Source organism: Shewanella sp. 10N.286.54.B9 (assembly GCF_041468565.1).
In the GTDB taxonomy this organism is placed as follows: domain Bacteria; phylum Pseudomonadota; class Gammaproteobacteria; order Enterobacterales; family Shewanellaceae; genus Shewanella.
The window spans coordinates 15,613-40,967 of record NZ_JBFRIY010000013.1 but is presented as its reverse complement, the minus strand read 5'-3'; the positions used below and the strand labels follow the sequence as shown (position 1 = coordinate 40,967).

At 44.7% G+C, this 25,355-nt stretch carries 22 protein-coding genes; 10 read left to right on the top strand and 12 right to left on the bottom strand.

The features are described from left to right. Nucleotides 1-29 precede the first annotated feature (29 nt). A complete protein-coding gene (locus AB4135_RS04050; protein WP_371990531.1) occupies nucleotides 30-1,934 on the top strand; it encodes an alkaline phosphatase D family protein in 1,905 nt (634 codons plus the stop codon). A 2-nt stretch (nucleotides 1,935-1,936) separates the two neighbouring features. On the opposite strand, the gene AB4135_RS04045 is transcribed toward AB4135_RS04050, so the two are convergent. From AB4135_RS04045 to AB4135_RS04035, 3 genes are all read right to left on the bottom strand, one after another. After that, nucleotides 1,937-2,854, bottom strand: a complete 918-nt coding sequence (locus tag AB4135_RS04045) for a pseudouridine synthase (protein ID WP_371990529.1) — start codon at nucleotides 2,852-2,854, stop codon at nucleotides 1,937-1,939. Between the two features lie 45 nt (nucleotides 2,855-2,899). Continuing rightward, nucleotides 2,900-3,487: an LON peptidase substrate-binding domain-containing protein gene (locus tag AB4135_RS04040; protein WP_371990527.1), complete on the bottom strand. Its 588-nt coding sequence runs from the start codon at nucleotides 3,485-3,487 to the stop codon at nucleotides 2,900-2,902. Nucleotides 3,488-3,644: 157 nt separating this feature from the next. Further along, a complete protein-coding gene (locus AB4135_RS04035) occupies nucleotides 3,645-4,700 on the bottom strand; it encodes an alpha/beta hydrolase (RefSeq protein WP_371990525.1) in 1,056 nt (351 codons plus the stop codon). An 87-nt stretch (nucleotides 4,701-4,787) separates the two neighbouring features. On the opposite strand from AB4135_RS04035, the gene AB4135_RS04030 reads away from it, so the two are divergent. The 4 genes from AB4135_RS04030 (at nucleotide 4,788) to AB4135_RS04015 (ending at nucleotide 8,871) form a co-directional block, all read left to right on the top strand. Beyond that, nucleotides 4,788-5,216 (top strand): hypothetical protein, encoded by a 429-nt coding sequence (locus tag AB4135_RS04030; RefSeq protein WP_371990523.1) that lies wholly within the window; start codon nucleotides 4,788-4,790, stop codon nucleotides 5,214-5,216. A gap of 85 nt (nucleotides 5,217-5,301) precedes the next feature. Beyond that, entirely contained in the window at nucleotides 5,302-5,763 is a 462-nt protein-coding gene (locus tag AB4135_RS04025) for a YhcH/YjgK/YiaL family protein (protein ID WP_371990521.1), read from the top strand. A gap of 22 nt (nucleotides 5,764-5,785) precedes the next feature. After that, on the top strand, nucleotides 5,786-6,319 hold the full coding sequence (locus AB4135_RS04020; protein ID WP_371990519.1) for a protein tyrosine phosphatase family protein: 534 nt from the start codon (nucleotides 5,786-5,788) through the stop codon (nucleotides 6,317-6,319). A gap of 266 nt (nucleotides 6,320-6,585) precedes the next feature. After that, nucleotides 6,586-8,871, top strand: coding sequence for an aminotransferase class V-fold PLP-dependent enzyme (locus AB4135_RS04015; RefSeq protein WP_371990517.1), 2,286 nt, complete (start codon nucleotides 6,586-6,588; stop codon nucleotides 8,869-8,871). Nucleotides 8,872-8,937: 66 nt separating this feature from the next. On the opposite strand, the gene mepA is transcribed toward AB4135_RS04015, so the two are convergent. The 3 genes from mepA to AB4135_RS04000 all read right to left on the bottom strand — a co-directional run bounded on the left by mepA (nucleotide 8,938) and on the right by AB4135_RS04000 (nucleotide 13,714). After that, the gene (mepA, locus tag AB4135_RS04010; RefSeq protein ID WP_371990515.1) at nucleotides 8,938-9,792 is read right to left on the bottom strand and encodes a penicillin-insensitive murein endopeptidase; all 855 of its coding nucleotides are present in this window, start codon (nucleotides 9,790-9,792) and stop codon (nucleotides 8,938-8,940) included. Nucleotides 9,793-9,872: 80 nt separating this feature from the next. Beyond that, nucleotides 9,873-12,677, bottom strand: a complete 2,805-nt coding sequence (locus AB4135_RS04005) for an ATP-binding protein (protein WP_371990513.1) — start codon at nucleotides 12,675-12,677, stop codon at nucleotides 9,873-9,875. Next, complete coding sequence (locus tag AB4135_RS04000; RefSeq protein WP_371990511.1) at nucleotides 12,674-13,714, bottom strand: cytochrome-c peroxidase; 1,041 nt, start codon at nucleotides 13,712-13,714, stop codon at nucleotides 12,674-12,676. Before AB4135_RS04000 ends, AB4135_RS04005 begins: the two co-directional genes overlap by 4 nt. A gap of 285 nt (nucleotides 13,715-13,999) precedes the next feature. Between AB4135_RS04000 and AB4135_RS03995 the strand changes: the two genes are divergently transcribed. After that, a complete protein-coding gene (locus tag AB4135_RS03995) occupies nucleotides 14,000-15,259 on the top strand; it encodes an alpha/beta hydrolase-fold protein (protein WP_371990509.1) in 1,260 nt (419 codons plus the stop codon). A 299-nt stretch (nucleotides 15,260-15,558) separates the two neighbouring features. Here AB4135_RS03995 and AB4135_RS03990 read toward each other — a convergent pair whose 3' ends face one another. The 6 genes from AB4135_RS03990 to AB4135_RS03965 all read right to left on the bottom strand — a co-directional run bounded on the left by AB4135_RS03990 (nucleotide 15,559) and on the right by AB4135_RS03965 (nucleotide 22,964). Next, entirely contained in the window at nucleotides 15,559-18,807 is a 3,249-nt protein-coding gene (locus AB4135_RS03990; protein ID WP_371990507.1) for an efflux RND transporter permease subunit, read from the bottom strand. A 12-nt stretch (nucleotides 18,808-18,819) separates the two neighbouring features. Beyond that, nucleotides 18,820-20,055 carry an efflux RND transporter periplasmic adaptor subunit gene (locus AB4135_RS03985; RefSeq protein ID WP_371990555.1) on the bottom strand — a complete coding sequence of 412 codons (1,236 nt, stop codon included), beginning with the start codon at nucleotides 20,053-20,055 and terminating at the stop codon, nucleotides 18,820-18,822. A 67-nt stretch (nucleotides 20,056-20,122) separates the two neighbouring features. Beyond that, complete coding sequence (locus tag AB4135_RS03980) at nucleotides 20,123-21,442, bottom strand: TolC family protein (RefSeq protein ID WP_371990505.1); 1,320 nt, start codon at nucleotides 21,440-21,442, stop codon at nucleotides 20,123-20,125. Between the two features lie 345 nt (nucleotides 21,443-21,787). Next, nucleotides 21,788-22,195 (bottom strand): hypothetical protein, encoded by a 408-nt coding sequence (locus AB4135_RS03975; RefSeq protein WP_371990554.1) that lies wholly within the window; start codon nucleotides 22,193-22,195, stop codon nucleotides 21,788-21,790. 172 nt (nucleotides 22,196-22,367) lie between these two features. Next, entirely contained in the window at nucleotides 22,368-22,544 is a 177-nt protein-coding gene (locus tag AB4135_RS03970; protein ID WP_371990503.1) for a DUF3012 domain-containing protein, read from the bottom strand. Between the two features lie 60 nt (nucleotides 22,545-22,604). After that, nucleotides 22,605-22,964 (bottom strand): STAS/SEC14 domain-containing protein, encoded by a 360-nt coding sequence (locus tag AB4135_RS03965; RefSeq protein ID WP_371990501.1) that lies wholly within the window; start codon nucleotides 22,962-22,964, stop codon nucleotides 22,605-22,607. A gap of 192 nt (nucleotides 22,965-23,156) precedes the next feature. Between AB4135_RS03965 and arfB the strand changes: the two genes are divergently transcribed. The 4 genes from arfB (at nucleotide 23,157) to AB4135_RS03945 (ending at nucleotide 25,275) form a co-directional block, all read left to right on the top strand. Continuing rightward, a complete protein-coding gene (gene arfB / locus AB4135_RS03960; RefSeq protein WP_371990499.1) occupies nucleotides 23,157-23,579 on the top strand; it encodes an alternative ribosome rescue aminoacyl-tRNA hydrolase ArfB in 423 nt (140 codons plus the stop codon). 86 nt (nucleotides 23,580-23,665) lie between these two features. Further along, nucleotides 23,666-24,118, top strand: coding sequence for a type II 3-dehydroquinate dehydratase (gene aroQ / locus AB4135_RS03955; RefSeq protein WP_371990497.1), 453 nt, complete (start codon nucleotides 23,666-23,668; stop codon nucleotides 24,116-24,118). Between the two features lie 15 nt (nucleotides 24,119-24,133). Continuing rightward, nucleotides 24,134-24,589, top strand: a complete 456-nt coding sequence (gene accB, locus AB4135_RS03950; protein ID WP_371990495.1) for an acetyl-CoA carboxylase biotin carboxyl carrier protein — start codon at nucleotides 24,134-24,136, stop codon at nucleotides 24,587-24,589. A gap of 23 nt (nucleotides 24,590-24,612) precedes the next feature. Further along, nucleotides 24,613-25,275, top strand: a complete 663-nt coding sequence (locus AB4135_RS03945) for an SDR family NAD(P)-dependent oxidoreductase (protein WP_371990494.1) — start codon at nucleotides 24,613-24,615, stop codon at nucleotides 25,273-25,275. The last annotated feature ends 80 nt before the right edge of the window (nucleotides 25,276-25,355 follow it).

Genomic DNA, 25,355 nt, shown 5'->3' with positions numbered 1-25,355 from the left:
TAAATTAATATTTACTTAAGAACAACTCAATGTCGTCTGAAAATGGATTGCCACTCATTATTGCCGGCCCAAGTTTGCGGCACTGCGATCAGCAACATTTTACCTTGTGGTTCGTGAGCAGCGAACCGCTCTCGCAACTGCATTTGACGATAACCAATGCAGGCTTTAACCGAGAACTGACAGAGAAAGAGCTTCACGTCGTAAAATTAGGCCAACACGCCTATCAATATTTAATCCGACTTTCTCAAGCAGATCTGTTGCCTATTGATACGGTTTTAAGCTACCAAGTTGGAAGTGCTCAACATACTGACCTATTTGCCAATATCGATGGATTAACTTACACAGGTAAAAGCGAGATAGAGTTCATCGTCAAACCCCAAGTTGACAATTTACTGCATGGCTCATGTCGTAATCCGCATCATCATAGTGGTGATGCACTTGTTGCCGCAGACACCCAAATAGCGCAACTAGCAAGCCCTCAAGCAAGGCCGGCGCTGTTGATGTTAAGCGGCGATCAAGTCTATGTTGATGATATCGCAGGACCGATGCTCTATGCCATTGGCCAAGTCATCACTCTGTTAGGTTTAAACCAAGAACCGTTTTCCGAATGCAACCTAGCCAATAGCAACCAGATAAGCTACCAACCGGCGGCAATGTATCAGCGCCACTTAAATCTGCTCCCAAAAACGCAGTACAAAGCCAAAACGGCAATTAAACGTTGGTATATTAATCATCCAATTTTTACCTCTTCCATTGCTGAAAATCATTTAGTTAGCCTCAATGAACTGATCGCACTTTATCTACTGAGTTGGTCGCCTGAGCTGTGGCAACTGATTGATATTCCCAAACAGGTGAGCGGCCTCGGCAAAGCTAACAGCCAACGCTGGCAGCGAGAATGGACTCACCTGCTCGAATTCAAAAGTGGACTTCAACAAGTTAGACGCCTATTTGCTCATCTGCCGACCTATATGATTTTCGATGATCATGACATTACCGATGATTGGAATCTCACCGCCAGATGGGAGATGGCCGCCTACAACCATGCTTTTTCTAAACGAATAATAGGCAATGCCCTTATTGCCTACACCTTGTTTCAGGGCCTAGGTAATGCACCAGAAAAATTTGATGCTGAAGTTAAACCTCAGTTAGATGCTCTGTTTAATTCGCTAGATAGCTCCACTCAAGATGCTGCAGTTCAAGATAGCCTAATCGACAAGCTGCTCAATTTTGAAGACTGGCACTACTGCTTACAAACCAGTCCAAAAATTATCGTGCTCGATACTCGTACCCGTCGCTGGCGCAGCGAGTCAAACCTTGGCAAGCCTTCAGGGTTAATGGATTGGGAAGCGTTAATGGAATTCCAAGCTGAACTAGTGAACCAACCCAATGTGATTATTGTGTCAGCAGCCCCCATGTATGGGGTAAAGCTGATTGAGACTGTGCAGCGAATGGCAACCTTTTGCGGCGCATCGCTGCTGGTTGATGCCGAGAACTGGATGGCGCATCCCGGTACCGCAAATACACTGTTGAGTATTTTCCAGCACCGCAAAACACCTGAGCAATTCGTTATTCTGTCTGGCGATGTGCACTACTCATTCAGCTACGATATTAGTATCCGTTTTAGAGATGCTGGCCCTGCGATTTACCAGATCACCTGTAGTGGTATTAAAAACCAATTCCCAGAAAAACTACTGCCCTACTTCGACAAATTTAATGGCTGGTTATATGGTCATTTTTCACCGTTAAACTTTTTCACCAAGCGCAAACGCATGTCAGTCCGTGGCCGTCGCCCTAATGGTGCTCGTAGCCAACGCTTAATGAATAAAAGTGGCATTGGTAGAGTTGAATTAGCCGCCAATGGTGCCCCGACTAAAATTGCAGTGCTGCACGCAGACATGAGTGAAACTGAATTTTTACCACCCAGACGTAGCTAAGCCTAAAGCAAAAAGCCGTCACAACTGATATCAACCTGCTCACCTGTTAGCGGGTCAGTAAATGCTAACCTTTTGGCCATCAGCTTTAATGGCTTGTCAAAATCATCAGCTGCTTTATCAAGCAATTTTGGATAAAGCCTGTCGTTTAAAATAGGCATCCCTAAGCTCATCATATGCACTCGCAATTGATGAGTTCTGCCAGTCACCGGGGTGAGTTCAAATAAACCCAAGCCATTGTTAACCTCTACAAGGCTGATCTCAGAATGACTATTAGCCTCACCTGTACCTACTTTCATCATAAAACTCGGCTCGGCTTTAACTAAACGGTTTTTCACCGTCCAGTGTGTAGGCAGAGTTAGAGTATTAGCTGTTACTTGTGATATTAAATCATCAGAAAGCTTAGCTATCGCTTGATAGGTTTTAGTGATTTTGCCAGTTTTGAACAGCTGATGATAATCATGCCGCGTATCAGCATTCAGTGATAACAACATCAGCCCGGCGGTGGCGCGATCGAGTCGATGGCTGGCCACGATCTGCTCATTTGCTGTTTTGATCCGCAGCCGATTGACTAAGCACTCGTTGACAAAGTTACCACTGGGATTAACGGCGAGGAAATGTGGTTTAAAAGCGATAATAATCTGTTCATTTTGCAGTAATACCTTCTCCTCAAACGGGATAATGGACTCTTGTTGTACTTCACGGTAGTAATAAACCCGCGCACGAGGCACAAACTCACTTTCTAAAGTAATTAATTCACCATCACGCCAATGGACTTTACCGTTTTCGATACGTTCAACCCAAGTCGTTTGTGCAATCGCGCTAAAGTGACTCACGAGAAAGCTCAACACTGTTGGTTTATCGGTGACAGTTTCAGGTAGCACAATATAGGAAGCTTGGGCGGCGCGGACAGATTGGCTCATTCGATTTATCACAGTAATCTAGACAGAGCGCTATTTTAGCAAAAACTAGCTTATAGCACTCGCATGTGACTTAATAAGTTCTAACACAAAATTCATGGTTTTGTGGCAATTAGGCTGGTTCATTAGCCGTAGCTTGTCTTTGTTGTATAAAGGTAGCACCTCTAACCAACGCTGACTGACCCAGGTTGCATCCTCTAAGTGTATGTCATTTTCATATAAACCAAATAGGTCGGGGTTTACCTCATAAAACTGTTCTAACGCTGCGCTTATTAACTCAAACTCACCAATAATCGGCTCTTGTTGCCAGTTATTGCAGGCTAAAGTGCGACTGATCCAAACACCATCTCGACGCTGCGCAGCCGACAAGATTTTAACTCGCTGCTTACCTTCGAGTACAATGCCAAGAGAATCGTCATCTAACTGGTTAAAATCAATAATTTCACACTGCGTTGCCATCTCATAACAGGGAGGCTGACTATTGGCTTTGTTGACGCCAAACACCAGTGGATAATGCAGTTTTAGTACTTCAGCTATTATGCTCAAGTAAGCAGGGTCGACCACGCGGATCTCAACCCTGCCCTCAGGTAACAGTAAAGTATCGTGCGTTAATAACGCCATCTCTTCTGTTCGCATAATAACCTCCAATATAGGTAGGTCAGACCATCTTTTGACGATCGTCAATAAAGCTAAAGTGTAGCAGCTGGTTAAATTTCAGCCACAAGCCTTTCACTCACCTACTCACTTATTAGACAGCTTTTAACCAGGATTTATTGCAGCTTGGTGCACAAGTCTAGAGCAGTTCTATATGCTCAGCTATAGACTGCTTAGCAATAACATCAGCTAAGTCATCCGCTAATACCTGACTCATCGCCGCCGCTTGACACCAATACTTAATTCTAGAATCGCTATCAAAATGTGAGAAATCATTACGATCGGGTAATTTTGCGTAGGGTAAACTTGCTAAGTAAGCATCTGTTGGCGCCAAGATAAGCGCATTATCATAATTACGCTTAGCATCTCGGCGGCGCAGTGATTTATCGAACCAACCCGGCGACATTCGGGCAAAAAAGTGAGGGTACAGCGTCAGCCCTTTCGGCTTATTAAGCGGTAGGTCAAAGTGATAATCAGTAATACCGCCATCATAATAATGACCAGCAGGCGCGCCGTTTATCTCTGTAACAGGCGCCAGTACCCAAGGGATAGAGCCTGTTGCTAACAATACTTGATGAACATTATCTTTAGACAGTCCACAAAATTGGCTAGGTAGATCACTGAGGTTAGCAAAAGGAGATTGTGACTGCTCAACCCCAAATACGTAGCGCTGAAAATGCCAAGCGAGTGTTTTACGGCTGACAAAATTAGTGGTCGCTGCGGTCGCGAGTCCAGCAGCAAGTGAAGCTTTGTTAGCCACACGGTTTAAATGACGGCCACGACAAGCAATATAATGACTATTGATAAAAGGGTTTGACACTATTTCACTGCCACCTTGGCTACCCAATAAACCTGCAAGGATCCCTTTTACTTGCTCAGACACCTCTACAGCTGTGGGTTTACGGTCATAACGCTGACCGATATACAGATCTTCTAGTCGCTGATACGCCGCTAACGGGTTATCTTGCGCCAAACACGCTAACCGCCAAGCACCAGATGAGGCGCCTAATGTATGTAAAGGTTGGCGATGTGACTTAAAAAATTCTCCAAAGAGATATCTATCGAGTCCGGCAATCCCAATCCACTTGGGCCCACCGGATGCGGCTAATAGCTGACTAAACAACTCTGGCTTTAGGCCATTTTCACTTAATGCTTTAAAGGCCTTTGAACCCGCTATAAATCGTAGAGAAGACACACTCACCTCAATAAACAATAATTAACTTTTGCTTTACATAATCAGTACCGTAAACTTGATGCTTAATGGAAGCAACAAGGAAGTGTTATGGAAAATACAACGGTTATTAAACCCTTTCAAAAAGCAGGCTTTGTGCTTATTGCTATCGTCATCGCTTTTATGGCGATTTATTCACGCAATGACAATGAAATCTGGGATTACATCATATTAATTAACCTAGTACTCTCTACTGCCTGGCTCATCCATCTGCTATGGACTCAACGCATTATATTTGCAGCCGCTGAAGTCACGTTTATCAAAATGATGGTGAAATCTGATACCACAATGCCAGAAACTTTGACTCTGAATTACCAAGATATCGATTCAGTTCGCTTGCTAGGCGATCACCTATTTATCCACTCAAGTAGCGGAAAAATCAACTTCCCATTAAAACCTAAGTCCTCAATGGCAGCCAAGCTAAAACAGGCTTTTGAATCTAAAGGGATCCAGTTTGAAGTGAACTCCTGTATCGCCTAACGGTCATAAGCGCTAAACTTCCCTTTATTGAAGTCTTAAACTCAGTTAAATAGCTGAGTTAAGCGACCCTATTAACGAGAAGATTATGATTGTAGACACCTTATCCAACCGCGATCTATACAGCCACATAAGCCCGCGCATAACACAAGCGCTAAACCATTTGGCTGAAACCGATTTCAGTCAGCTTGAAGTTGGCAGTTACGAGCTTGATGGTAAGAACTTATTTGTTATCGTCAATGACTATGAAACTAAACCTCGAGAAGTTGAGCCTTTCGAAGTCCACCAGCAATATATTGATGTGCAATTCGTTGTCAGCGGTGAAGAGGAGTTTGGTTACCTGCCTTTAGCAGAACAAACGCCATCAAAGCCCTATTTTGCCAAGCATGATTACGCTGAATATGACTATCAATCAAATAAAGACCTAGCTGCATTTATTCCTTTTAAAGCAGGTATGTTTGCACTGTTTTTCCCACAAGACATGCATATGCCAGGCACCAGTGCTACGCCGAAACAGGTGCGTAAAGTGGTCATAAAAGTTAAAATTTAGCATCAAAATAGGGGCTAATAACATGAGATTAATGATTATACTGGTAAGCTTATTTAGCAGTATCGCTATTGCTGCTGTATCACCAGAAAAGCTACAAGAGGTAAAAGCGTTGCAGCTTAATGGTGGCAGTATCATCACTGCTGGCTTACCAAGCGAGTCACAGTTCCCACTGTTACAACAAGCGGGTGTTGAATTGGTCATCAATCTTATCCCGATTGGCAACCCAAATGGCCATGACGATGAAGCTGACTTCGTCGCCAACGCTGGCATGCAATATCAACAGATAGATGTCGATTGGCAGCAACCTACAACCGCTAATGTTGAACAATTTTTTGCCATTATGGATGCCAATGAAGGCAAGAATATTTTAATCCACTGCGCTGCCAATTATCGGGCATCTGCCTTTTATTACCTTTATGAGCTAAAAAGAGGTAAAGCAGATAACCTAGATTTCAAACAGCAAACAATGCAGCCATGGGGCAACCTTTCTGAAAGCTTAGCCGAGTACCCGCAATGGGATACACTGATTGAAACAGTAAAAGCAGAGTTAAAATAAGTTTAACTTTGAAGCAATTAAAGCGCCCTTATGGCGCTTTTTTTAGTTCTAATCTCTCAAGCCTCTCCTGTTTGCAGGTAAGAATTAACAATATAATCGGCTAATAAATAGCATCTCTCCAAAGAATATTCTGTTATCCCTCTCAAAAAAAATGTGATCTTGATCATTACTCGCAACCTGCTAATATAGCCTCAAGATATTAGTTATAGCCAAAAGTAATAAGCAGTTTTGGGCTTTAGAATAATAAAAATTAAGAGCTAAACACTATGAAAAACACCACCGAGTTAACCCAAATTTACCTTGATGCCAATGCCACAACTCCAGTGTTACCCCAAGCGGCTACTGCTGCATTATCAGCCATGGAAAACCTATTCGGTAACCCGAGTAGTAGCCACATTACAGGGCTAAAGGCCAAAAATCTGATGGAGCAAACTCGTTTAAGAGCGCAAACTTTGCTTGGCAGCGGTGATGGCAAACTCATCTTTACTAGTGGTGCGACTGAGGGAATTCAAACCTCAATATTGTCTGCATTAATCGCCGCTAAAAGCAGTATGTCTGCAGATAAAAGCTACTCGGTGCTTTATGGAGCAACTGAACATAAAGCCGTACCAGAGTCGATAAAGCATTGGCTGGACGTACTCGATATAACAGCTGAAGTTACCGCTATTCCGGTAGATGAATTTGGCATACTTGATCATAAATTTATTAGCCAACACGCACCAAACGCCTTAATGATCTGCACTATGGCTGTTAACAATGAAACCGGTGTGTATCAAGATCTTTCAGCATTAGAAAAGACGATTCGCAGCGCAAACTCAAATATATTTTGGATGGTTGATTGTGTTCAGTCACTTGGTAAAACCGAGCTAGATTTAAAAACGACAACGATAGATTACGCGCCCTTTAGCGGACATAAGCTATACGCACCTAAAGGGATAGGCTTTGTCTATATCAGGGATTCAGCGCCATTTACACCTTTTATTGCTGGTGGTGGCCAAGAGAGCGGGTTGCGTTCTGGTACAGAAAATCTTCCAGGTATGGCTGCACTGAATGTGATTTTTGAGATGTTACTCAACAAAGAATCATCGCCATTTTCAAGTTCTGAGCAGCTCAAACAATACAGACAACAGATTGCAGCAACGCTAACAGAGTGCTTTAGCGATATTGTGTTTAACAATAGTTTTGAGCATAGCGTTGCGACCACAATTAATTTCGCGGTACCAGGCTTTAGTAGCAAGGAGATAATGGATCTGTTTGATGCGGCTAACATTCGCGTAAGCTCTGGCTCCGCTTGTAGCTCAAAGGTTACCCGCAGTTTTGTACTCGATGCCATGGGGCTACCCGCCTGGCAGAGTGAAGCGGCTATTCGCATGTCTTTTGGCCCTGCGATAACTCAAGCTGAAGTCGATAGCGCCTGCGCACGTATTAAAACAGCATCACAAGCACTGACACAAAGTTGCATGATTTTAGATGATACTAGCGATATTTCTGACAGAAGCGATTTAGACGGCTTGCTGCAGCTGCGATCGGGTGCGAGTTGTACCTGGGTATTCGTGGACTCATCTAGCAAGCAAGCACTTATTATTGACCCGCTGCCAGAACTACAACAAAGACTTGAAACCCTGATTGAATGCCAGAAATTGACTCTGGTAGCCGCCATTGATACCCACGGCCACGCCGACCATGTCTCTGGACGTGAAGCTTTAGCTGCACGCTTTTTAGCGCAACAACAGTCCGATGTATTAGGCTGGCCAAAGACTCAAGATAGCGTCGAGCACTTATCGCTGCAGCTGCAGGCTATCTCTATAGGTTCAAAGCAATTACTCAGACTGCCAACACCAGGTCATACTAGCGATAGCATTAGCTTGTTGCTATGCGAGGCTCCAGTATCGCCCAGCCAACTAGCACAGCAAACACAATATGCATTTTGTGGTGATACCATTTTGATGGGTAGCCTAGGACGAACCAACTTCGACTCAAGCTGCAGCCAAGCGCTGTTTAATAGCTTAAAATTGATTAGAGACAGTATAAGTAATACGACTTTGATCTGCGCCAGCCACGATTATAATAACGAATTCACCACCAGCCTAAACGCTGAAGTGAGCCGTAATGAATTGCTTAAAGCCGTACTAGAAAATCAAATATCGGTGGATATTTTCCTGCAACGTAAAGCACACCTTGATACCCACCTAAATGATGAAGTCGGTACCGAGATAATGTGTGGTGCAATTATTGGTAACTGTGATAAATCCAATATTAAAGAATTTGACGCAACAAGCTTGGCTGCGGCAATTAAACAAGATGATAATGTCTGTATTATCGATATCCGTGAACCCCATGAATATGCACTGAACCACTCCACGCAGTCGAGTCAAAATGTACCGTTAACGCGCTTAGTGCAGTTTATCCAAGAGCATCAAAACCAAAAGCATAAGCAATGGGTGTTAGTTTGTCGCAGTGGCAGTCGCTCTATGATTGCAGCGCAGGCAATGCATCGACTTGGATTCGAGCAAGTTTCTCACCTTAAAGGCGGCTATGCATTGAGTTCATAGACTATTGATAGTTGAGAAGAACAATAAGCCCTGTACTGATAATACAGGGCTTTTTATTTAACAGGATTAGGAACTCAGGATCTGCTGACACCGTTTTGGCTTTGTCTTCTCTCTCTTTTTAGCAGGCTTATTGTTCGGCTTACTTTTAGGCTGCTCCTTTGGCTGAGTATATTGTTGCTTCCACCAACTAAGTTCACCACAACCATTACCCTTTGGAATCGCTGCCTGATTGATGCAACTAGTATCATTTTTGGGGCATTTCAGTCTGACGTGCATATGGTAGGTATGCCCCCACCAAGGTCGCACCTTGTTAAGCCATGCGTCATCGCTAAGCTTCATGTCACATAGATGCTGCTTAATCACAGGACTGACAAAAATGCGTGCAACACGACTATCTTCCGCTGCTAACTGCAACATACGAGTATGTTGCGCTTGCCACTGCTTGCTATCAAGGCTGAACTGCTTGGTATTAACAATATCAATGGGTTCTGGTTGAGCACGTTGCTTTACCGTTAACGGCTGCTCAGTAAGCTTAAGCCAGATATCAACATCTAACCCAATTTGGTGACTTGAATGACCATGAGAAAAATTGCCACCTCGTGGCATAGACATATCAGCAATTAACACATTGGATTGCTGATATTGCTGTAGTTTGTGGCTGTAATCGCTGATAAAAGAAATCAGTTGCGGATGACCAAAGTAACGTTGCCGTTCAGTACGAATAACTTGAAAACCAACGCCTGACAAAGGCAGTGCTTCGCCACCAGCTAAGCAGCCATTAGCATAGCTACCGACTGCGGCGGCATCGCCGTTAAAAGGGCTATTTACTCGCTCCCACGGGTTAGCAAATGCAGTTGAACTTGCCAGCAAAAAGATGACGTTCAACCACACCAAGGCGCTGTTGCTGCTAAGTTTATTCACACAATTAAGCCTCACCTCATACCATTAGGATAGTTTTACCATTGCTATAAGCTTAAGCGAGTTTCTATTTCTAAATAAGTTTAGCTCACTTGATGGTTTTTATTCTGTCTACGATATCTGGCAATGACACGCTGATTTTGATGGATATTGACCTCAAGTAGGTTGATTAAATGCTGCAAGGATTCTAGTGGCGGAATAATATCAGTTGCAGTAACCGCTTCGACTTCTTTAGCTAGATGATGTAAACGGCTGGCATAGAAGTTTGCTGCCATATCTTGTATCGAGTGAGCAAGAATATGGATATCTCTAACATCATCCTTATCAAAAGCTTGTATAAGTTGAGTAATAGAATGCTCCGCAAACTCTTTAAATGAGTCAACCAGCTCTTCTATTTTGACATAGTTATTATCGTGAATTTCGAGCAACTGTTTGAAGTCAATATCAGCTTCTGTGATGTTAAGTTCTTCCTTTTTATGACGCGCTAGCGCTACCACTTTATTGTCACAACTCTCTGCCTGACTTATTTGATCAGCCAAATGCGTTTTGCAGATCAAATGCGCATGCTGACCTAGTGCATCTCGAAAGCTCTGCTCCTGTAAAGGCTTGGTCAATACGTGATTAGCGCCTGCACCAATCATATTGTCATGGGCTTGCTGAAAAACATCAGCAGTACAGGCAAAAATAGGGATATCTAGCTTAAGATTTTTCCTTATAAACTCTGTCGCTTCAATGCCGTCCATCTCTGGCATATGATTATCCATCACCACTAAATCGTACTGCTTGTTTTGCACCATCTGAATGGCCTCTAAGCCATTGATAGCGACATCGACACTATGACCTAATCGCTGGCAAAAGGTTTTAGCCACTAAGGCATTAATTTTGTTGTCTTCAGCAATCAATATATTGATGTTCTCAGGTAAATTGCTAGGTGTAGTATCTTTGCTTGTAGTGGTTTTAGGTTGTGATTTAGCCCGTGTAATAGCCAAGAAAATGGCAAAGCAGGTGCCTTCCCCCATTTTACTGGTAATAGAGATCGTACCGTCCATTAGCTCAACGAGTTGCTTGACGATGGACAAACCAAGCCCGGTGCCGCCGTATTGGCGAGTTGTTGAAGACTCTGCCTGCACAAAAGGATCAAAGATCGATGCCAGCCGCTCCTGCCGGATCCCTATTCCGGTATCAGTGATGGTAATTTCTACGCCCTGTTTCCCCTCTGCATTTACCCCTTGTTTAAATCTAAGAGACACGCTGCCCTGCTCTGTAAACTTAACCGAATTACTCATCAGGTTATAAATCACTTGTCTTATCCGAGACTTATCACCTTTAAAAGATTGATCTTCATCGATGCCATTTTGCACAAATAATCTAATATTTTTCTCTTCACAGATAGGCTCGTAGGTATTACGAATAGGCTCAAGCACACTACTAAATTTGAAGACTTCACTTTCTAATTCCAACTTGCCTTGCTCTACTTTTGAAAAATCGAGAATATCATTGAGCAACGAGGTTAGATGGTTACCCGATTCCAATAGAATCTGGATCTGCTTGCGATGTTCGGGATTATCTAGATTAGGCTCAATAATTTGCGCCATTCCCAAAATACCATTTAGCGGTGTTCTTAACTCATGGCTCATTGTCGCAAGGAAGGTTGATTTGGCTTTGTTAGACACATCAGCCTTAATAACCGCTTGTGCTAAATCTTCTTGCATCTGCTTGCGGGCAGTAGTGTCTCTTTCAACTGCAATAAAGTTACTCACCTCTCCCCGCTCATCGGTGACCGCACTGATATTCATGTCGACCCAATAGGGAGTCCCATCTTTATGGTAGTTGACGACCTCCGATGCAACAGACTGGCCAGCCCTCATTGCTCGGCCTATTTTATCGACCTCCTCTTTATTGGTATTTTCACCCTGCAATACATCACCAGGTTTCTTACCTTGCAACTCTGCTAGGCCATAACCCGAGATGGTGGTAAAACCTTTATTTAGCCAGGTAACAACCCCCTGCTTATCGGTGATAATAAAGCCATCTTGAGCATGCTCAGCAACCAAAGCCAACATATCTTTCTCTTTCTCCGATGCTGTTAGGCTTTGTAAAATCAATCGCTCTTTGCGGGTCTGCTCCTGCAATTGCACACGATAGTAAAATGAGAAAATAACCACCAGCAACATGCAGCTGACCAGCAGGCTTTGCTTAGTATCTTCAACAACTGACAGCCAAAATAACCCCTGTTCATTAATATCCTGCCGCACCTTAGCATTCAGTATTTGTTGGTTTTTGAGAGATATATCCTGCTTTATTTCCGCTAGGATCTGTGCATGTCTGCGTAAGCTTTTAAAACTATTGGACTTTGCAAGCTCAGGGCTAACCAGGCTAGAAATAGGAAAAGACATTGTTTGCCCGATCATATGGATCCGATCATCACTGTTGGGCATTTTTTGCCACAAATCCTGCTGTAGTAGCTTAATGGTATGATTCGAGTATTCCTGTGAAATTTTGAGGCGTAATATGGTCTCAAGATCTGTTACCAACGCTGTCACTGAAGCCGATAACTGAGTGGCATGACCTGATATTTGTGGATTGCTTAACAACAGCCACTGCACAATAGAAAGATTCTCCGGCAGTAAACTTTTTTGTAGCTGTTGCACATGGCGCTCAGTCCCTACCAACGCATCAGAAATAGCATCGTAATCCAAGCCGTTGCTCACCTCCATTTTAAAAACATCGTCCCGGACAGAGAGGATGTTATGACTCAGCTCGGTATAAGCATGCTGATATTGCTGCACAATATAAACTTTGGCGAGCAACATTGAGACCACCAATACTGTTAGTGTCGCCAACATAACTAAACAGTTAGTGCTGGTTTTATAACTTAAAGCCTTCATCGATTTAATTCCTTAAGAACCGGAGGTTTAGGCGCGGTAAGTGAATCTAAGAACGCCACCAATTCTATTAGCGTTGTGGCTTCTAGATCTTTACCAAGCTGCACTTTAGCCATCACCAAAACGGCTTCTTCTAAACTCTTAGCACGGCCATCATGAAAATAGGGGGCTGTTATTGCGACATTGCGTAAACTCGGCACCCTATATACATATTTATCATTAATATCATTGGTTTGCTGGTAACGGCCAAGATCTGCATTCAACGTCTCTAGCGACTCTACGCTGCCAAATTTCTGAAACAGGTTGCCACCGACATTGCGTCCTTGGTGGCAATAAATGCACCCTAACGACTGAAACTTTTGCCAACCTAGAGCGGCAGCTGAGGACATTGCACTGGTATCACCCTGTAAGTATTTATCAAACGGCGCGTCCGGAGTATTGAGCTGCAACATAAAAACGATCAGTGCATCTTTAACAGTGTCCTCTGTAATTCCCTCATCATAATGCTCAGCAAAAGCACTCTGATAGCTGGCCTGACTTGATAATCGCGCCACGATATCGTCCCAATTACTGTTCATCTCTAATGGATTGTGGATAGGCCCGTCGATTTGCTCATACAAACTATTTGCTCGTCCATCCCAGAAAAATCGGCTATTGAGTCCAATATTAAACACCGTAGGCGAGTTTCGATTACCCGCGCCTTTCACTCCTGTTGAGACTGCAATATCTTCAGCACCATTGGCATAAATATGATGGCAAGACTCGCAACTAACTTGCCCATTCGAGGATAATTGAGGATCTAAAAATAATCTTAGCCCTAGGATAATGTGGGACTTTTTATCTGCTTCAAAGACAAAGGCGGGGACAGCAGCAATCGCGGTCTGTTCTAATATGCGGCTAGCTTGTGATAATTGAGCGTGTTCTTCGTCAATTTCAACCCTTTTGACAAAGCTTGCTTGCTGTTTGGACTCTTGCAATAGATATACGCCGAAACCGAAAATAATCAATGTCGCTATTATCCAGCGATATTTGAATATCATGGCTAACCTCCCTGTGAGTTTATGCAGCAATCCTTCGCTACATTTAGTTTTCAGTTTAGTTAAAGCCTTCAATAATGCGAATATTCAGTGCAATGAGTCATTGACCACTTCTCCCTACAACAACAGTATCTTTACTTGAATGATTAAGGTGCAAAGTGTGCTGAGATTTATAGTTTCACTGAAGCTTCACCAAGGATTACAAAGACTTCACCCTCTAGATATTTCCTTGTTATGTGGAACTGATAAGCTGAAAAAACCTCGCGAACACAAATAGAATTAAAAACAATGAAAACAGCCATATACTTTATAAAACATCTATTAACATTGCTGCTATCGCTCATCATTAACAGTCAGATTATGGCTCATGCCTCCTCGCAAGGACTACAGCATACTGCCATTGTGAGTGCTCACGAGTACACACACCAATCGAGTGTATTTAAACAGCCTAGGCGCTTTATGGTGTCGCTTCCTGAGCGCTACTATGCCAGTGATAGACATTTCCCGACTCTGTATATTATTGATGCTGATTTTCAGTTCCAGCATGTTTCGGCGCTGGTAAAACACCTCGCACGCATGGGGAAATTACCGCCGATGATAGTTGTAGGCATCGCCAATCAAGGCGACGATGACTATCTCTACACCACTACCTGGGCAACAGAAGATAAAGCATTTGGCGGTGCGGCAGAATTTCATCACTATCTTACTGGCGAGCTAGTCCCCCTGATAAATAAAGAGTTCAAGAGCAACAGCCAGAAAGCCCTCGCCGGCTACTCTCTTGGGGGCTTGTTTACGCTTTACAGTATGATGCAGCAAGACAGCCCTTTTAATGCTTATCTTGCCATGAGTCCTAGCGCTTGGTTTGATGACTACAGTGTGGCGAGTAAACTAGAGTCGCTGCTACAAAAAAATAAACTATCTGCCCCACTGTTTTTCTCTGTTGCTCGTGAAGAAGATATGGGAGTCGATAAGGTTGCAGCAGCTTTTGCCGCTTCAGCTGATAATTCACTGCAGTGGCAATTCAAGTCTTACCCGACAGAGAATCACTTCACCACGGCGCTACCTGCGCTATACGATGGTTTACAATTCTTAGCGCCAAACTACGCCACTGATGGCACAGATATGCTCGCTATAGGTGATTACCAAGCGGTAATCAAACACTTTCAAACACTGCAAAAACAGTGGGGTGGCTTTCAGTTTGAATGGTTACAAGCTTATCAGTTTGCCAAATACCTATTTTGGTCGAAGCAGGTCGATAAGGTAGATGAAATACTCGCTGCAATTGAACAGAGTTTTCCTGAGTCAGTAACAATTGTCAGCATTGAGATCGCCAAAGGGTTACTCATTAAAGGAGATAACCAACATGCTAAAACCATACTAGAGAAGGTAAAGCTAGAGGGTGAACAAAGTCCAAATTGGCACAAACAACTCAGCCTTTACTACAAGGCAAATGGCGATGAAAAAAAAGCTCAGCTGCACTTTGAAAAAGCACTCGCCTTGGCAGACAAATATCAATTCGAAAGCTGGGAAATTTGGGAGTTAAAATAAAACCAAGTAAGAAAGCGGAGCACTCCTGCTCCGCGTACTAAATAATCTAATAGTAACCAGGATCAATCATTAAGCAGGTTAGGCAACCTACGTTGTGGTAGCAAAAAAATCACTGCCTCCAACAACGCCTTAATCAATTGTTACTTGCTCACACCAAAAGACCACTGTAACCAAAAAGGTTGCACAGAGCGCCCGGGCAGACTAAAGCCGAGCCCTCTCATTGCAACCTCCTCTAGCTATCCAGCTAAAGACAATCTATTACGCCCTAGTCACTGCGTGTATAGAGCTTGATGTTTCCTTTAATCTAAAGCTTCAAAATCCTGACTTATGCCCTTTTTAGCAGTATCTTGATATAACCAGCGATATAATGTTGGCAGCACAAGTAAAGTCAGTGCGGTTGAACTAAACAGACCACCAATGATCACCACCGCTAACGGCTGTTGAATTTCACTGCCGACACCCGATGAAATAAGGATAGGTATCAGTCCTAATGCAGAGGTCAGCGCCGTCATTAACACTGGACGCAAACGCCCCACTGTTCCCTCATAAACCGCATCATACAGCGACGCATTAGACTCTCTCTTAACGCTTGCACGGCGTTGATTTATCGAATCCACCAATACCACACCATTGAGTACCGCGACCCCAAACAGGGTGATAAAGCCAATCGAACTAGGCACTGAAAGATAGGTGCCACTGACATACAAGGCAACCACACCGCCAATCAGTGCTAACGGCACGTTGGCCATAATCAGCCCGACCTGCTTTATTGAACCAAACGAGAAGTACAGTAGCAGCGCAATCAATGCGATGGAGATAGGAACCACCAACATTAACTTTTGTTGCGCCCGTTGCTGGTTCTCATATTGACCACCAACCACCACAGTGTAGCCTGGTGGTAATTCAGCTTGGGGAACCACGGCATAGATATCGTTGACCACAGAACCCATATCACGCCCCGCGACATTAGCCTGTACCACCACCCGGCGCTGGACATCATCTCGGCGAATATTAGGAGGCGCCATCTCGATAACCACATCGGCTACTTCACCTAAACGCACCGTCGCGCCATTGGCACCAGTCAAAAGCAAGTCACGCAATGCATCTGGTGCGCTGCGGTACTCTTCGGCCAAACGTACATTGATATCGTAACGCGCATTGCCATCAATCACTTGCCCAGCACTAACTCCACCAACACCCTGGCTGACCAAGCTCATAACAGTATCGACACTGATCCCATACCGCGCTAACAGATCACGCTTAGGGCGCACCACGAGCTGCGCTTCACCACTCACCTGCTCCAATGACACATCAACAGCGCCAGGGATATTTGTCACTAACTCCGTTAACACTTGGCCTCGCTCAGATAATACATCTAAGTCGGGACCAAAGATCTTAATGGCCAGTTGGGCTTTGACGCCAGACAGTAGCTCATCGACTCGGGTCGCAATCGGTTGAGAGAAAGTAAACAATAAACCCGGATAGATACTGAGTCTCTGCTCCATTTTACGCTGTAGCTCTAGACGAGTTTCGGCGTGCTGCCACTCATCTATCGGCTTAAGACCAATATAGATCTCGATATTACTTACCGGTTCAGGATCGCCGCCTAACTCAGGAGCGCCTATACGGCTAAGTGCATAGTCGACTTCAGGAAACTCAAGCAACATAGCTTCGAGTTTAGGAGCAACATCTAAAGAGGTACCTAAACTCGCAGTTGGTGCTAAAGTGACCCGCAGGTTAATCGTGCCCTCTTCCAGCTCTGGTACGAATTCAGTGCCAAGCTTTGGCAGTAAAGCCATACTCATGGCAAACATCACTAAAGCAGTGATTAGCACCACTTTCGGTTTTGCCATTGTGGCCGTCAGCAGTTTGCGATAGCCAGCTTCAATCGGTTTGAGGACGGCACTTTCTCTAAGCGTTACACCACGTTTAAACAGGTAGACCGCTAACGCAGGAACCGCAATAAGTGCCACTAACAACGCAGAGATCATCGCAAGTATGATACTGACCGCCATCGGCTGAAACAGCTTACCTTCGACCCCCTCTAGGGCAAATAACGGCGCAAACACCACAATGATAATTGCGGTCGCAAAGAAGATAGGACTGCATACCTCCTTTGCCGCCAACATTACCCGCATCGCGATACCACTGCGGCCAGTTGCATCGATACCGTCTTCATCGGCATGATAAGGGTCTACCTCACCTGAAGCGCGAGTTTGAGCCGCTGCCAAGTGGCGCCTATCGGGCTGAGTCAGGTGCTTAAAGATATTCTCAACCATCACCACTGAGCCATCCACCAACATGCCAATCGCCACCGCCAAACCGCCAAGTGACATTAAGTTTGCTGACATACCAAAGTAAGACATCACCATCAGTGCCAAGCCAATCGACACTGGAATAGACAGTAACACCAACATGGTCGCACGGATATTGACCAAAAACAGCGCTAAGATCACCACAATAAACACAAATGCCATCAACAAGGCATCACGTACCGTCTCTACCGCTTTATCAACGAGATCCGCTTGGTCATAAAACACCTCAAACGACACGCCATCCGGTAGAGCTTGCTCAATTAGAGCAGTGCGAGCACTGATGTCATCAATGGTGGCTTTAGTGTTTGCACCCATCCGCTTAAGCACCACACCAGCAACAACTTCGCCTAACACTTGCTTATTACCGGCATCGTCACGGCGGGTCATGGTTACCGCACCGACGCGGATCTCACTGCCATACTCGACCTTAGCAATATCACTCACCCTTACTGGTGTACCGCTAACTTCTGTAAGTGGGATTTGGGTAATCGCTTTTAAACCCGCATCGCCTGCAGGTAGTAAACCATAACCCCTCACCACGAGTTGCTCTTGGCCTTGATCCATAAACCAACCGCCTGCGTTGCGGTTGTTACTCTCTAATGCGCTAGTGACTTGCTCCATCGACAAACCATAACTACGCATCTTATTTGGATCGATTTTTACTTGGTACTGACGCACTTCGCCACCAAACGACAGCACCTCTGTCACGCCGCCAACAGGCATCATGATGAGCTTAACCAAATAGTCATTAAGGCTTCTTAACTCCGATGCATCAACATTAGAGCCGGGTTCAGCCCGTAAAATATACTGATAAATCTGCCCTAAACCAGAAGTGTTAGGGCCGATTTCAGGCACGCCGACTCCGTCTGGGATCATCTCTCTGGCTGCTTGTAACTGCTCAAACACCTGTTGGCGAGCAAAATAGATATCCGTTCCCTCAGCAAATACCACAGTGACAATCGACAAACCGGTACGCGAGAGTGAACGCACCTCTGTCACCGATGGCAGCGCGTACATGGCTGATTCAACCGGATAACTAATGAGTTTCTCAACCTCTTCAGCGGCAAGTCCTTCCGCAGCAGTGTTAACCGTCACTTGCACATTAGTTACATCAGGAAATGCATCTAGGTTAAGTTTTGGCAGCATAGCAGCACTGGCAACTAAGGCTCCGATAAGCGCAAGTACCACCATCAGACGATTGCGGATCGCAGCGTCTATTAATTTCTGTAACATAGCGTTCGCCTCCTAGTGATTGTGAATATCAAAGCCAGATTTAGCTTGCTCGGAAGCTAAGAAGAATGCACCTGAAACCACTACTTTTGAGCCTGCAGCCAAACCGCGAACCAAGTTCATACCGCGTTGACGCTCAACCACTTCAACCTCTTGTGCTTCAAAACCATCTTCATCTTCGATAAACACCTGCCAGTCACCATCTCCTCCTCTTGTGAGTGCTGCATCAGGTAAAATCACCCCGCCTTGCTGGGCATCAGGTAGATATAGCTCAGCAAACTGGCCTGCGTGCAGTACATGACCTGCATTTTCGAAACTCACCAGAATCTGCTCGGTACGGGTAACACTGTCGAGCTCATGGGAACGGCCAATAATCTTAGCTTCTAAACTTTTATTACCGACCTTAACAATCGCCTTACTACCAATACTGACTTTCTCAGCTTGAGTAGGCGTTAACTCTGCTTGTACCCAAAGATGTGATTCATCGGTGAGTTGCATCAGTGCAGTACCTGCGGGAATAACTTGTCCCAGCATGGCCAAATCTTGTTGAACGCGGCCGGTAATTGGCGCGAGTAATTGGTAACTACCGATATTCTCAGGGTTTGAAGCCAACGCTTTAATTTGCTTGGGTGTCATCTTCATCGCTTCTAACGTGGCGCGCTTAAGCTCTGCATCAACTTGTGCTTGCAGTCGGCGGCTAGCACTGACAGCACTTTTGCTCATACGCTGGACTCGGCTCCACTCAGCCTCTGCATTAATGTAATCAGCTTGTGCTTGTGCAACAGCAACGCCACCAAGAGTCAGCAACACATCACCCTGCTTCACTTCCTGACCCGGCACGACATTGCGTTTTTGTACTCGCACATCGACTTGTGGCGCTATCGTGATAGTGCGGTCGCGATCAACCACCAGAGTTGCCGTGGCGACGGCCTCTAAACTGAAGTTCTGTTCGGTTAAATTCACCACCTTGATCCCTGCTAACTCCCGCTGCTCTGCCGTCAACGTTAGCGCATCGAGTCCATGATCCTCTTCTGTTTCTGTAACAGCGCCATGACCATGACCATCATCCTCTGTCACCACTGATTTAGCTGGCAGCTCCTGCGTATGGTCATGCCCTTCACCCGCATTCGCGACGATAGGCATCACTAATGCACTACTCAATGCCATGATCAAACCAAAACTCATGGCTCGAGTGATTGCGTTAAATCCGAAGACGACTTTTTGAGGATCATTATGCGTTGAGGTATTCATATATTCTGCCGAATTGATGCGATTAATTTTGATGGTGTCTGTTGTAATATTTTTCATTATCTAACCCTTACTTAGTTTGAGAGCGCGCGGCTTGTGCAAGTTGACTATTGAGGTAAGACTCAAGTTGACCACTTGCTCCCATCCACGTTAACCAGCTCTCATACAGAGCAGATTCCAACGTGAGTCCAGCAAGATAACTGCTGCTCATTTGCCTTTGGCTTTGCAGGTAATCACTGGTGTTGATGTCACCGGTTTTCCATTGCTGAGCTAAGCTCTTAGCGGCCTCACCACCAGAAGTAAGCACTAACTCATGCCAATCCTGATAGCGCTGCTTTAACCTAGGTAAGCTCAGGCTAAACTGCTTCTGTTGCTGTAATAACACCCGCTCTCTGGCGAGGTAAGTTTGTTCTGCGATAGCAATCTCTTCATTCGCCACAGCGATAACTTCGCTGTAGTTGTTTCTAAATTGCAATGGAATAGAAACACCGACACCGACTTTGTTGTCTTCACCTTCTCGCTCAGCACTTAAACTAATCGTTGGGTCAGCGGCATTATCAGCTTTGGCTTGCTTGGCAGCGACTTTGGCAATCAACACCTGCTGATAAGCACTTTTTAGCGCGGGTAGTTCAGGGGAAACCTCAGGCTGGCTAGCTTGGGGACTAAGCGCATTCAGAAAGCCTGAAAATGGCAGCTCAATATCGCCAAACAAGCCAAGTACTGCACCATCGGCGGCAATTGATGCCTGCTCTGCGATGGCAGAATCAGCAGCATTGTTGGCAAGTTCAAGTTGCATTAACTGCAGTTCAACAGTGGAGATATCACCGACCTCCAAGCGTTGACGTGCTATATCCAATTGCGCTTTAGCGCGCTCAAATTGTTGCTGTTGAAACTGCAACGCCTTTTTAGCTTGAGCTTGGCTGACCAATGCCTGTAGGCGCTCAGCCAACATTTGGCTGCGCTCTAGCGTCATATCAGACAGTAGTATTTCACTTTGAAGCTGTGCCATACGTGTGGCAGCACCGCGTTTATCGCCCCAGTCTATGGTTTGACTGATGTCGAGGCTATAAGTGTCGTCCGACTCTTCAGAGTCATTTGCTTGATAGCTCACACCCAATTCAGGGTTATAAACAGCTTTGTCAGCCGCCTGAATACTTAATTCAGCTTGCTGACGACGTGCATTTTGCACTTGGATTTCTGGAAGCGTGTTAAAACGCAGCATCACTTCTGGTAACCAGTCATTAAACTGTGCGGCACCAGAATTGGATGCGCTTAACGCTATTGAAGGTACTACTGCCATTAAGTCTGTTTCTGCTGCTATTACCTGTGAAGTAATAGCATTACTGGCCAAGTAGCCGAGCAAAACAGTGGCGATCATGGTTTTTTTCATCGCGGATCCTATCTATCCGGCAACACGTTTCCACTAACGCCCTATTAAGTATGCATAGAGAACACAAACTCATCGGTACGTTAATCAAAACCGTGTTTCGGCCGAATGTCATACAGATTGCCTAAGACACCGTGGTCTTTGACAGCCTGTATCAATCTTTATGGAGCAGTATGGATAAGCACTTACTGTTAACTGCACAGCAGTCGCAGCAACAACTCACTTGCGGCTTATTCATACTCATTAGAAACTAAAGATTCAGCAAAGATCTCATACAACAGTGCAGCAGCTAAACATCATCAAGATGCAAGCTCAGCAAAGACTGTAGAGACACTAATACTGTTAGGATTAAGCGATTGGGGGGCGGTAATCTCGCAGTTGAACTGGAGGAAGATATTGTTTGTCGACACTAACAACTAGATCGCCGACAGGCACTGAGGGGGAAATTGATTCAATAGCCATAGCGGTAACATGACCACCATGACAGGGACAATCTAGACACAGATCGAAATTCTGCGATTCCGTTTTAGCAATAGTATGTTCATGTTTTATCGGGTCAGCTTGTTCGTTCTGTTGCTGTTCAAGAGGACAAGTGCAGTCACCGATACACTGAGCAAAGGTGGTGATATCAGCTGTAAACTGGATATGCGGGTGTGATTCACTCTCCTCTTCGTGATCTCCTAAATGCAATTGGTGCGCGCCAAGGTTGCCGCCTGCAAACTGCAGCAGCACAATAGCGATAAGCACTGTTGCCATCTTTAGAAGGTTTTGGGGAGCAAATAAACGCAAATGACACCTTAATAAATCAAATGAAACATATAGCTGTAGCCAATAAGACTAGGATAGTAGCCTAAAGTTCACTTAGAGCAACTTTTAAATCGCACTTAGTGAACTCAGTCGCAACTCTAACATTGTCTATTATTGGGTATTACTTAAAAACACAATGCTTAGCGTAATCAGCAGCTTCGTTGGTACTCCAATCACCTGACGGCTTGTCACTCATCTGTTTACACCAGGCTTCACTACCCACTTCTGGCGCGCAAGCTGTCATGCCTAAAGTAAGCACTAGTGCTAAGCTAGCAGCTGAAATTTTTGATAGAGACATCTAATAATCCTTTTATATATTGGCAAGCTAATTGCCACTAGTATACCCAAAAATATAGCGTTAGGTGCGCTCTGCAATCCAATCAATTGCTTGTTGTTTCTGCTCTAACGGAAACCAAGCCACCTCACCTTGCATAAAGGGCCCAAGCAACTTAACCGCATTACCAAACCAATCGGGTCCACCAACAAGCACTAAGGCTTCAAAATTAGGTAGTTGCACCTCACCGCTGCCCGCTAACGACTGATGCTCCCAACCTTCGAGCAACACATCTGCCTCTACATATAGACACACCTTACCGGTGTTATCTTGGTATTTTTCAATCATCGGCTGCAGGATGTGGCCATAATCTTCGGTCGACAAACGACCACTGGCAAATAAACTAATGACGCCTTTAGTGATATCCGGAATTTTACACAGCATATTTAGACCCCATAACGCTATACTTTAATGCAGAAAGTCGAATCGATAATTGCTTGATGATAGCAAATCAATGTTGAAGGAAAAGCGGCTTAAGCCCTTATTTTAGCTTAAAGTCTGTTAACATTGACCTTCATCAAGCTTAGCAGTATCGGCTTTGTCTTGAAATGAACCTTATACAGTGGGCATTATTCATTGGCATTAATCAAAATATCCAACTCAGTTTCGATTCAAGATAGCGAACTGGAATGGCAATTTATCCGTTCAAGTGGCGCAGGAGGCCAGCACCTTAATAAAGTGTCGACTGCTGCCCAGCTTATCTTTGATATAAAAAACTCCTCTTTGCCTGAGTTTTACCAAGCACGTCTGCTCGCCAAAGCTGATCACCGCATCACTAAGAGTGGCAAAATCATCATTAAGTGCCAACAAAGTCGCAGCCAAGACTTTAATCGTCAAACTGCGCTTGAGCAGTTTATCGCCTTGGTCGCCAGTGTATCGGCAGTGCAAAAGAAACGCATCGCCACCAAGCCCACTAAAGGCAGTCAACGACGTAGAGTCGATGCAAAAAAACAGAAAGGGGCAACCAAAGCCCTAAGACAGAACAAAAGCGGTTATTAATTAACTATCAAATTCTGAGTTCGACAACAGGGTGATTTTTTGTTGAAATTAGTTCATCTTAAACGATTTATCCAAGGGAATTTTTCATGAGCAGCCAAGCAAAAGTATTACTCGTTAATGGTCCTAATTTGAACCTGCTCGGTCGCCGAGAGCCTGGCCATTATGGCCATCACACCCTTGAGCAAATTGTTAATGGCTTAAAGCAGCAAGCTGCAGATGCCAATCTACAACTCGAGCATATCCAATCAAATGCTGAGCACCTGTTAATTGAGGCGATTCACAGCACAGATGCCGACTTTGTCATTATTAACCCAGCGGCATTAACTCATACCAGTGTGGCACTGCGTGACGCATTGTTAGGCGTTGCAATTCCGTTTATTGAAGTACACTTATCTAATGTCCATAGCCGTGAGCCTTTTCGTCATCATTCCTACTTTTCAGACAAAGCAGTTGGAGTTATCTGCGGCCTAGGTGCTCAGGGATATCAATTTGCGCTGCAATCAGTGATCACCCAACTGAACGCTACAAAACAGAAATAAGGTCAGCCAGTCAATATGGATATTCGTAAAATAAAGAAGTTAATAGAACTGGTTCAAGAGTCGGATATTGCCGAACTAGAGATCAAGGAGGGTGAAGAGTCTGTGCGTATTTGTCGCCACAGCCCTGTACCGATGCAAGCTGGCTCGCAAACCTATTTGGCGCCGGCAAGCAGTGTTGCAGCGGCAACCGCAACTCCAACCGTAAGCAATGACAGTAGCATTATCGATGATAGTGATATCCACAAACTGTTGTCGCCAATGGTGGGTATCCTTTACCTCAATGACAAAAATACAGGTAAGCCGCTGTCGGTTGTAGGACAACAGGTAAAGCAAGGTGACATAGTGTGTGTCATCGAAGCCATGACCATGATGAACAACATTGCCGCTGACAAAAGTGGCACCATAACTACGCTACTCATTGAAGATGGCGACCAAGTTGATTTCGAACAAGCTATTCTTGTTATCGAATAACATTTTTAAGAGGTTAAACCGCAATGATCCTGATCACTGGCGCAAGCTCTGGCTTAGGTGCCGCATTAGCAAAGCTCTATAGCCAAGAGCAAGCCGTTTGTATTAGTGGTCGCAATGCTCAGCGCTTAGAAGCAGTCGCTGCAACACTTGAAGACAAGGCAAATGCCTACTGTTGCGATTTAACCGATGAGCAGTCAGTTAGCTCTCTGTTTAATTCTCTGCCACACACACCTTCACTGATCATTCATAGTGCAGGCAGCGGCTACTTTGGCGCTATTGAGCAACAGTCTGCTGTCGCAATTAAAGATCTGCTCAACAACAATGTCACCTCAGCAATAATGCTGTTACGTGAAGCTGTAAAACGTTATAAAAATAAGCCTGTTACTGTGGTGATGGTGATGTCGACTGCAGCGCAAATCGCCAAAGCAGAAGAGTCGACATATTGCGCCGCTAAATGGGCAGTTCGCGGTCTTGTTGAGTCGGTAAGACTTGAATTAAAAGGACTGCCAATGAAACTTATAGCTGTATACCCTGGCGGTATGGCAACCTCTTTTTGGGATACCAGCGGCAAAAGCCTTAATACCGATAGCTTTATGAGTGCTGACGAAGCGGCAACAATGCTCAAGCAAGCGCTAACAGCAACAGAACATGGTTATATTTCTGACATCACCATTAATCGAGGCTAATACCAAAAGCAATAATAAACAGAGTAAATTAAAGCTGAACGGTTTTCTATAATCAAATTATGTTGCTATTCATTTAGGAG

What these genes read in the sequence shown, in the direction of transcription:
- AB4135_RS04050 (WP_371990531.1), top strand. Translation starts at nt 30, where the DNA reads ATGTCGTCTGAAAATGGATTGCCACTCATTATTGCCGGCCCAAGTTTG.
- AB4135_RS04045 (WP_371990529.1), bottom strand. Translation starts at nt 2,854, where the DNA reads ATGAGCCAATCTGTCCGCGCCGCCCAAGCTTCCTATATTGTGCTACCT.
- AB4135_RS04040 (WP_371990527.1), bottom strand. Translation starts at nt 3,487, where the DNA reads ATGCGAACAGAAGAGATGGCGTTATTAACGCACGATACTTTACTGTTA.
- AB4135_RS04030 (WP_371990523.1), top strand. Translation starts at nt 4,788, where the DNA reads ATGGAAAATACAACGGTTATTAAACCCTTTCAAAAAGCAGGCTTTGTG.
- AB4135_RS04025 (WP_371990521.1), top strand. Translation starts at nt 5,302, where the DNA reads ATGATTGTAGACACCTTATCCAACCGCGATCTATACAGCCACATAAGC.
- AB4135_RS04020 (WP_371990519.1), top strand. Translation starts at nt 5,786, where the DNA reads ATGAGATTAATGATTATACTGGTAAGCTTATTTAGCAGTATCGCTATT.
- AB4135_RS04015 (WP_371990517.1), top strand. Translation starts at nt 6,586, where the DNA reads ATGAAAAACACCACCGAGTTAACCCAAATTTACCTTGATGCCAATGCC.
- AB4135_RS04005 (WP_371990513.1), bottom strand. Translation starts at nt 12,677, where the DNA reads ATGAAGGCTTTAAGTTATAAAACCAGCACTAACTGTTTAGTTATGTTG.
- AB4135_RS04000 (WP_371990511.1), bottom strand. Translation starts at nt 13,714, where the DNA reads ATGATATTCAAATATCGCTGGATAATAGCGACATTGATTATTTTCGGT.
- AB4135_RS03995 (WP_371990509.1), top strand. Translation starts at nt 14,000, where the DNA reads ATGAAAACAGCCATATACTTTATAAAACATCTATTAACATTGCTGCTA.
- AB4135_RS03990 (WP_371990507.1), bottom strand. Translation starts at nt 18,807, where the DNA reads ATGTTACAGAAATTAATAGACGCTGCGATCCGCAATCGTCTGATGGTG.
- AB4135_RS03985 (WP_371990555.1), bottom strand. Translation starts at nt 20,055, where the DNA reads ATGAATACCTCAACGCATAATGATCCTCAAAAAGTCGTCTTCGGATTT.
- AB4135_RS03980 (WP_371990505.1), bottom strand. Translation starts at nt 21,442, where the DNA reads ATGAAAAAAACCATGATCGCCACTGTTTTGCTCGGCTACTTGGCCAGT.
- AB4135_RS03975 (WP_371990554.1), bottom strand. Translation starts at nt 22,195, where the DNA reads ATGGCAACAGTGCTTATCGCTATTGTGCTGCTGCAGTTTGCAGGCGGC.
- AB4135_RS03970 (WP_371990503.1), bottom strand. Translation starts at nt 22,544, where the DNA reads ATGTCTCTATCAAAAATTTCAGCTGCTAGCTTAGCACTAGTGCTTACT.
- AB4135_RS03965 (WP_371990501.1), bottom strand. Translation starts at nt 22,964, where the DNA reads ATGCTGTGTAAAATTCCGGATATCACTAAAGGCGTCATTAGTTTATTT.
- aroQ (WP_371990497.1), top strand. Translation starts at nt 23,666, where the DNA reads ATGAGCAGCCAAGCAAAAGTATTACTCGTTAATGGTCCTAATTTGAAC.
- accB (WP_371990495.1), top strand. Translation starts at nt 24,134, where the DNA reads ATGGATATTCGTAAAATAAAGAAGTTAATAGAACTGGTTCAAGAGTCG.
- AB4135_RS03945 (WP_371990494.1), top strand. Translation starts at nt 24,613, where the DNA reads ATGATCCTGATCACTGGCGCAAGCTCTGGCTTAGGTGCCGCATTAGCA.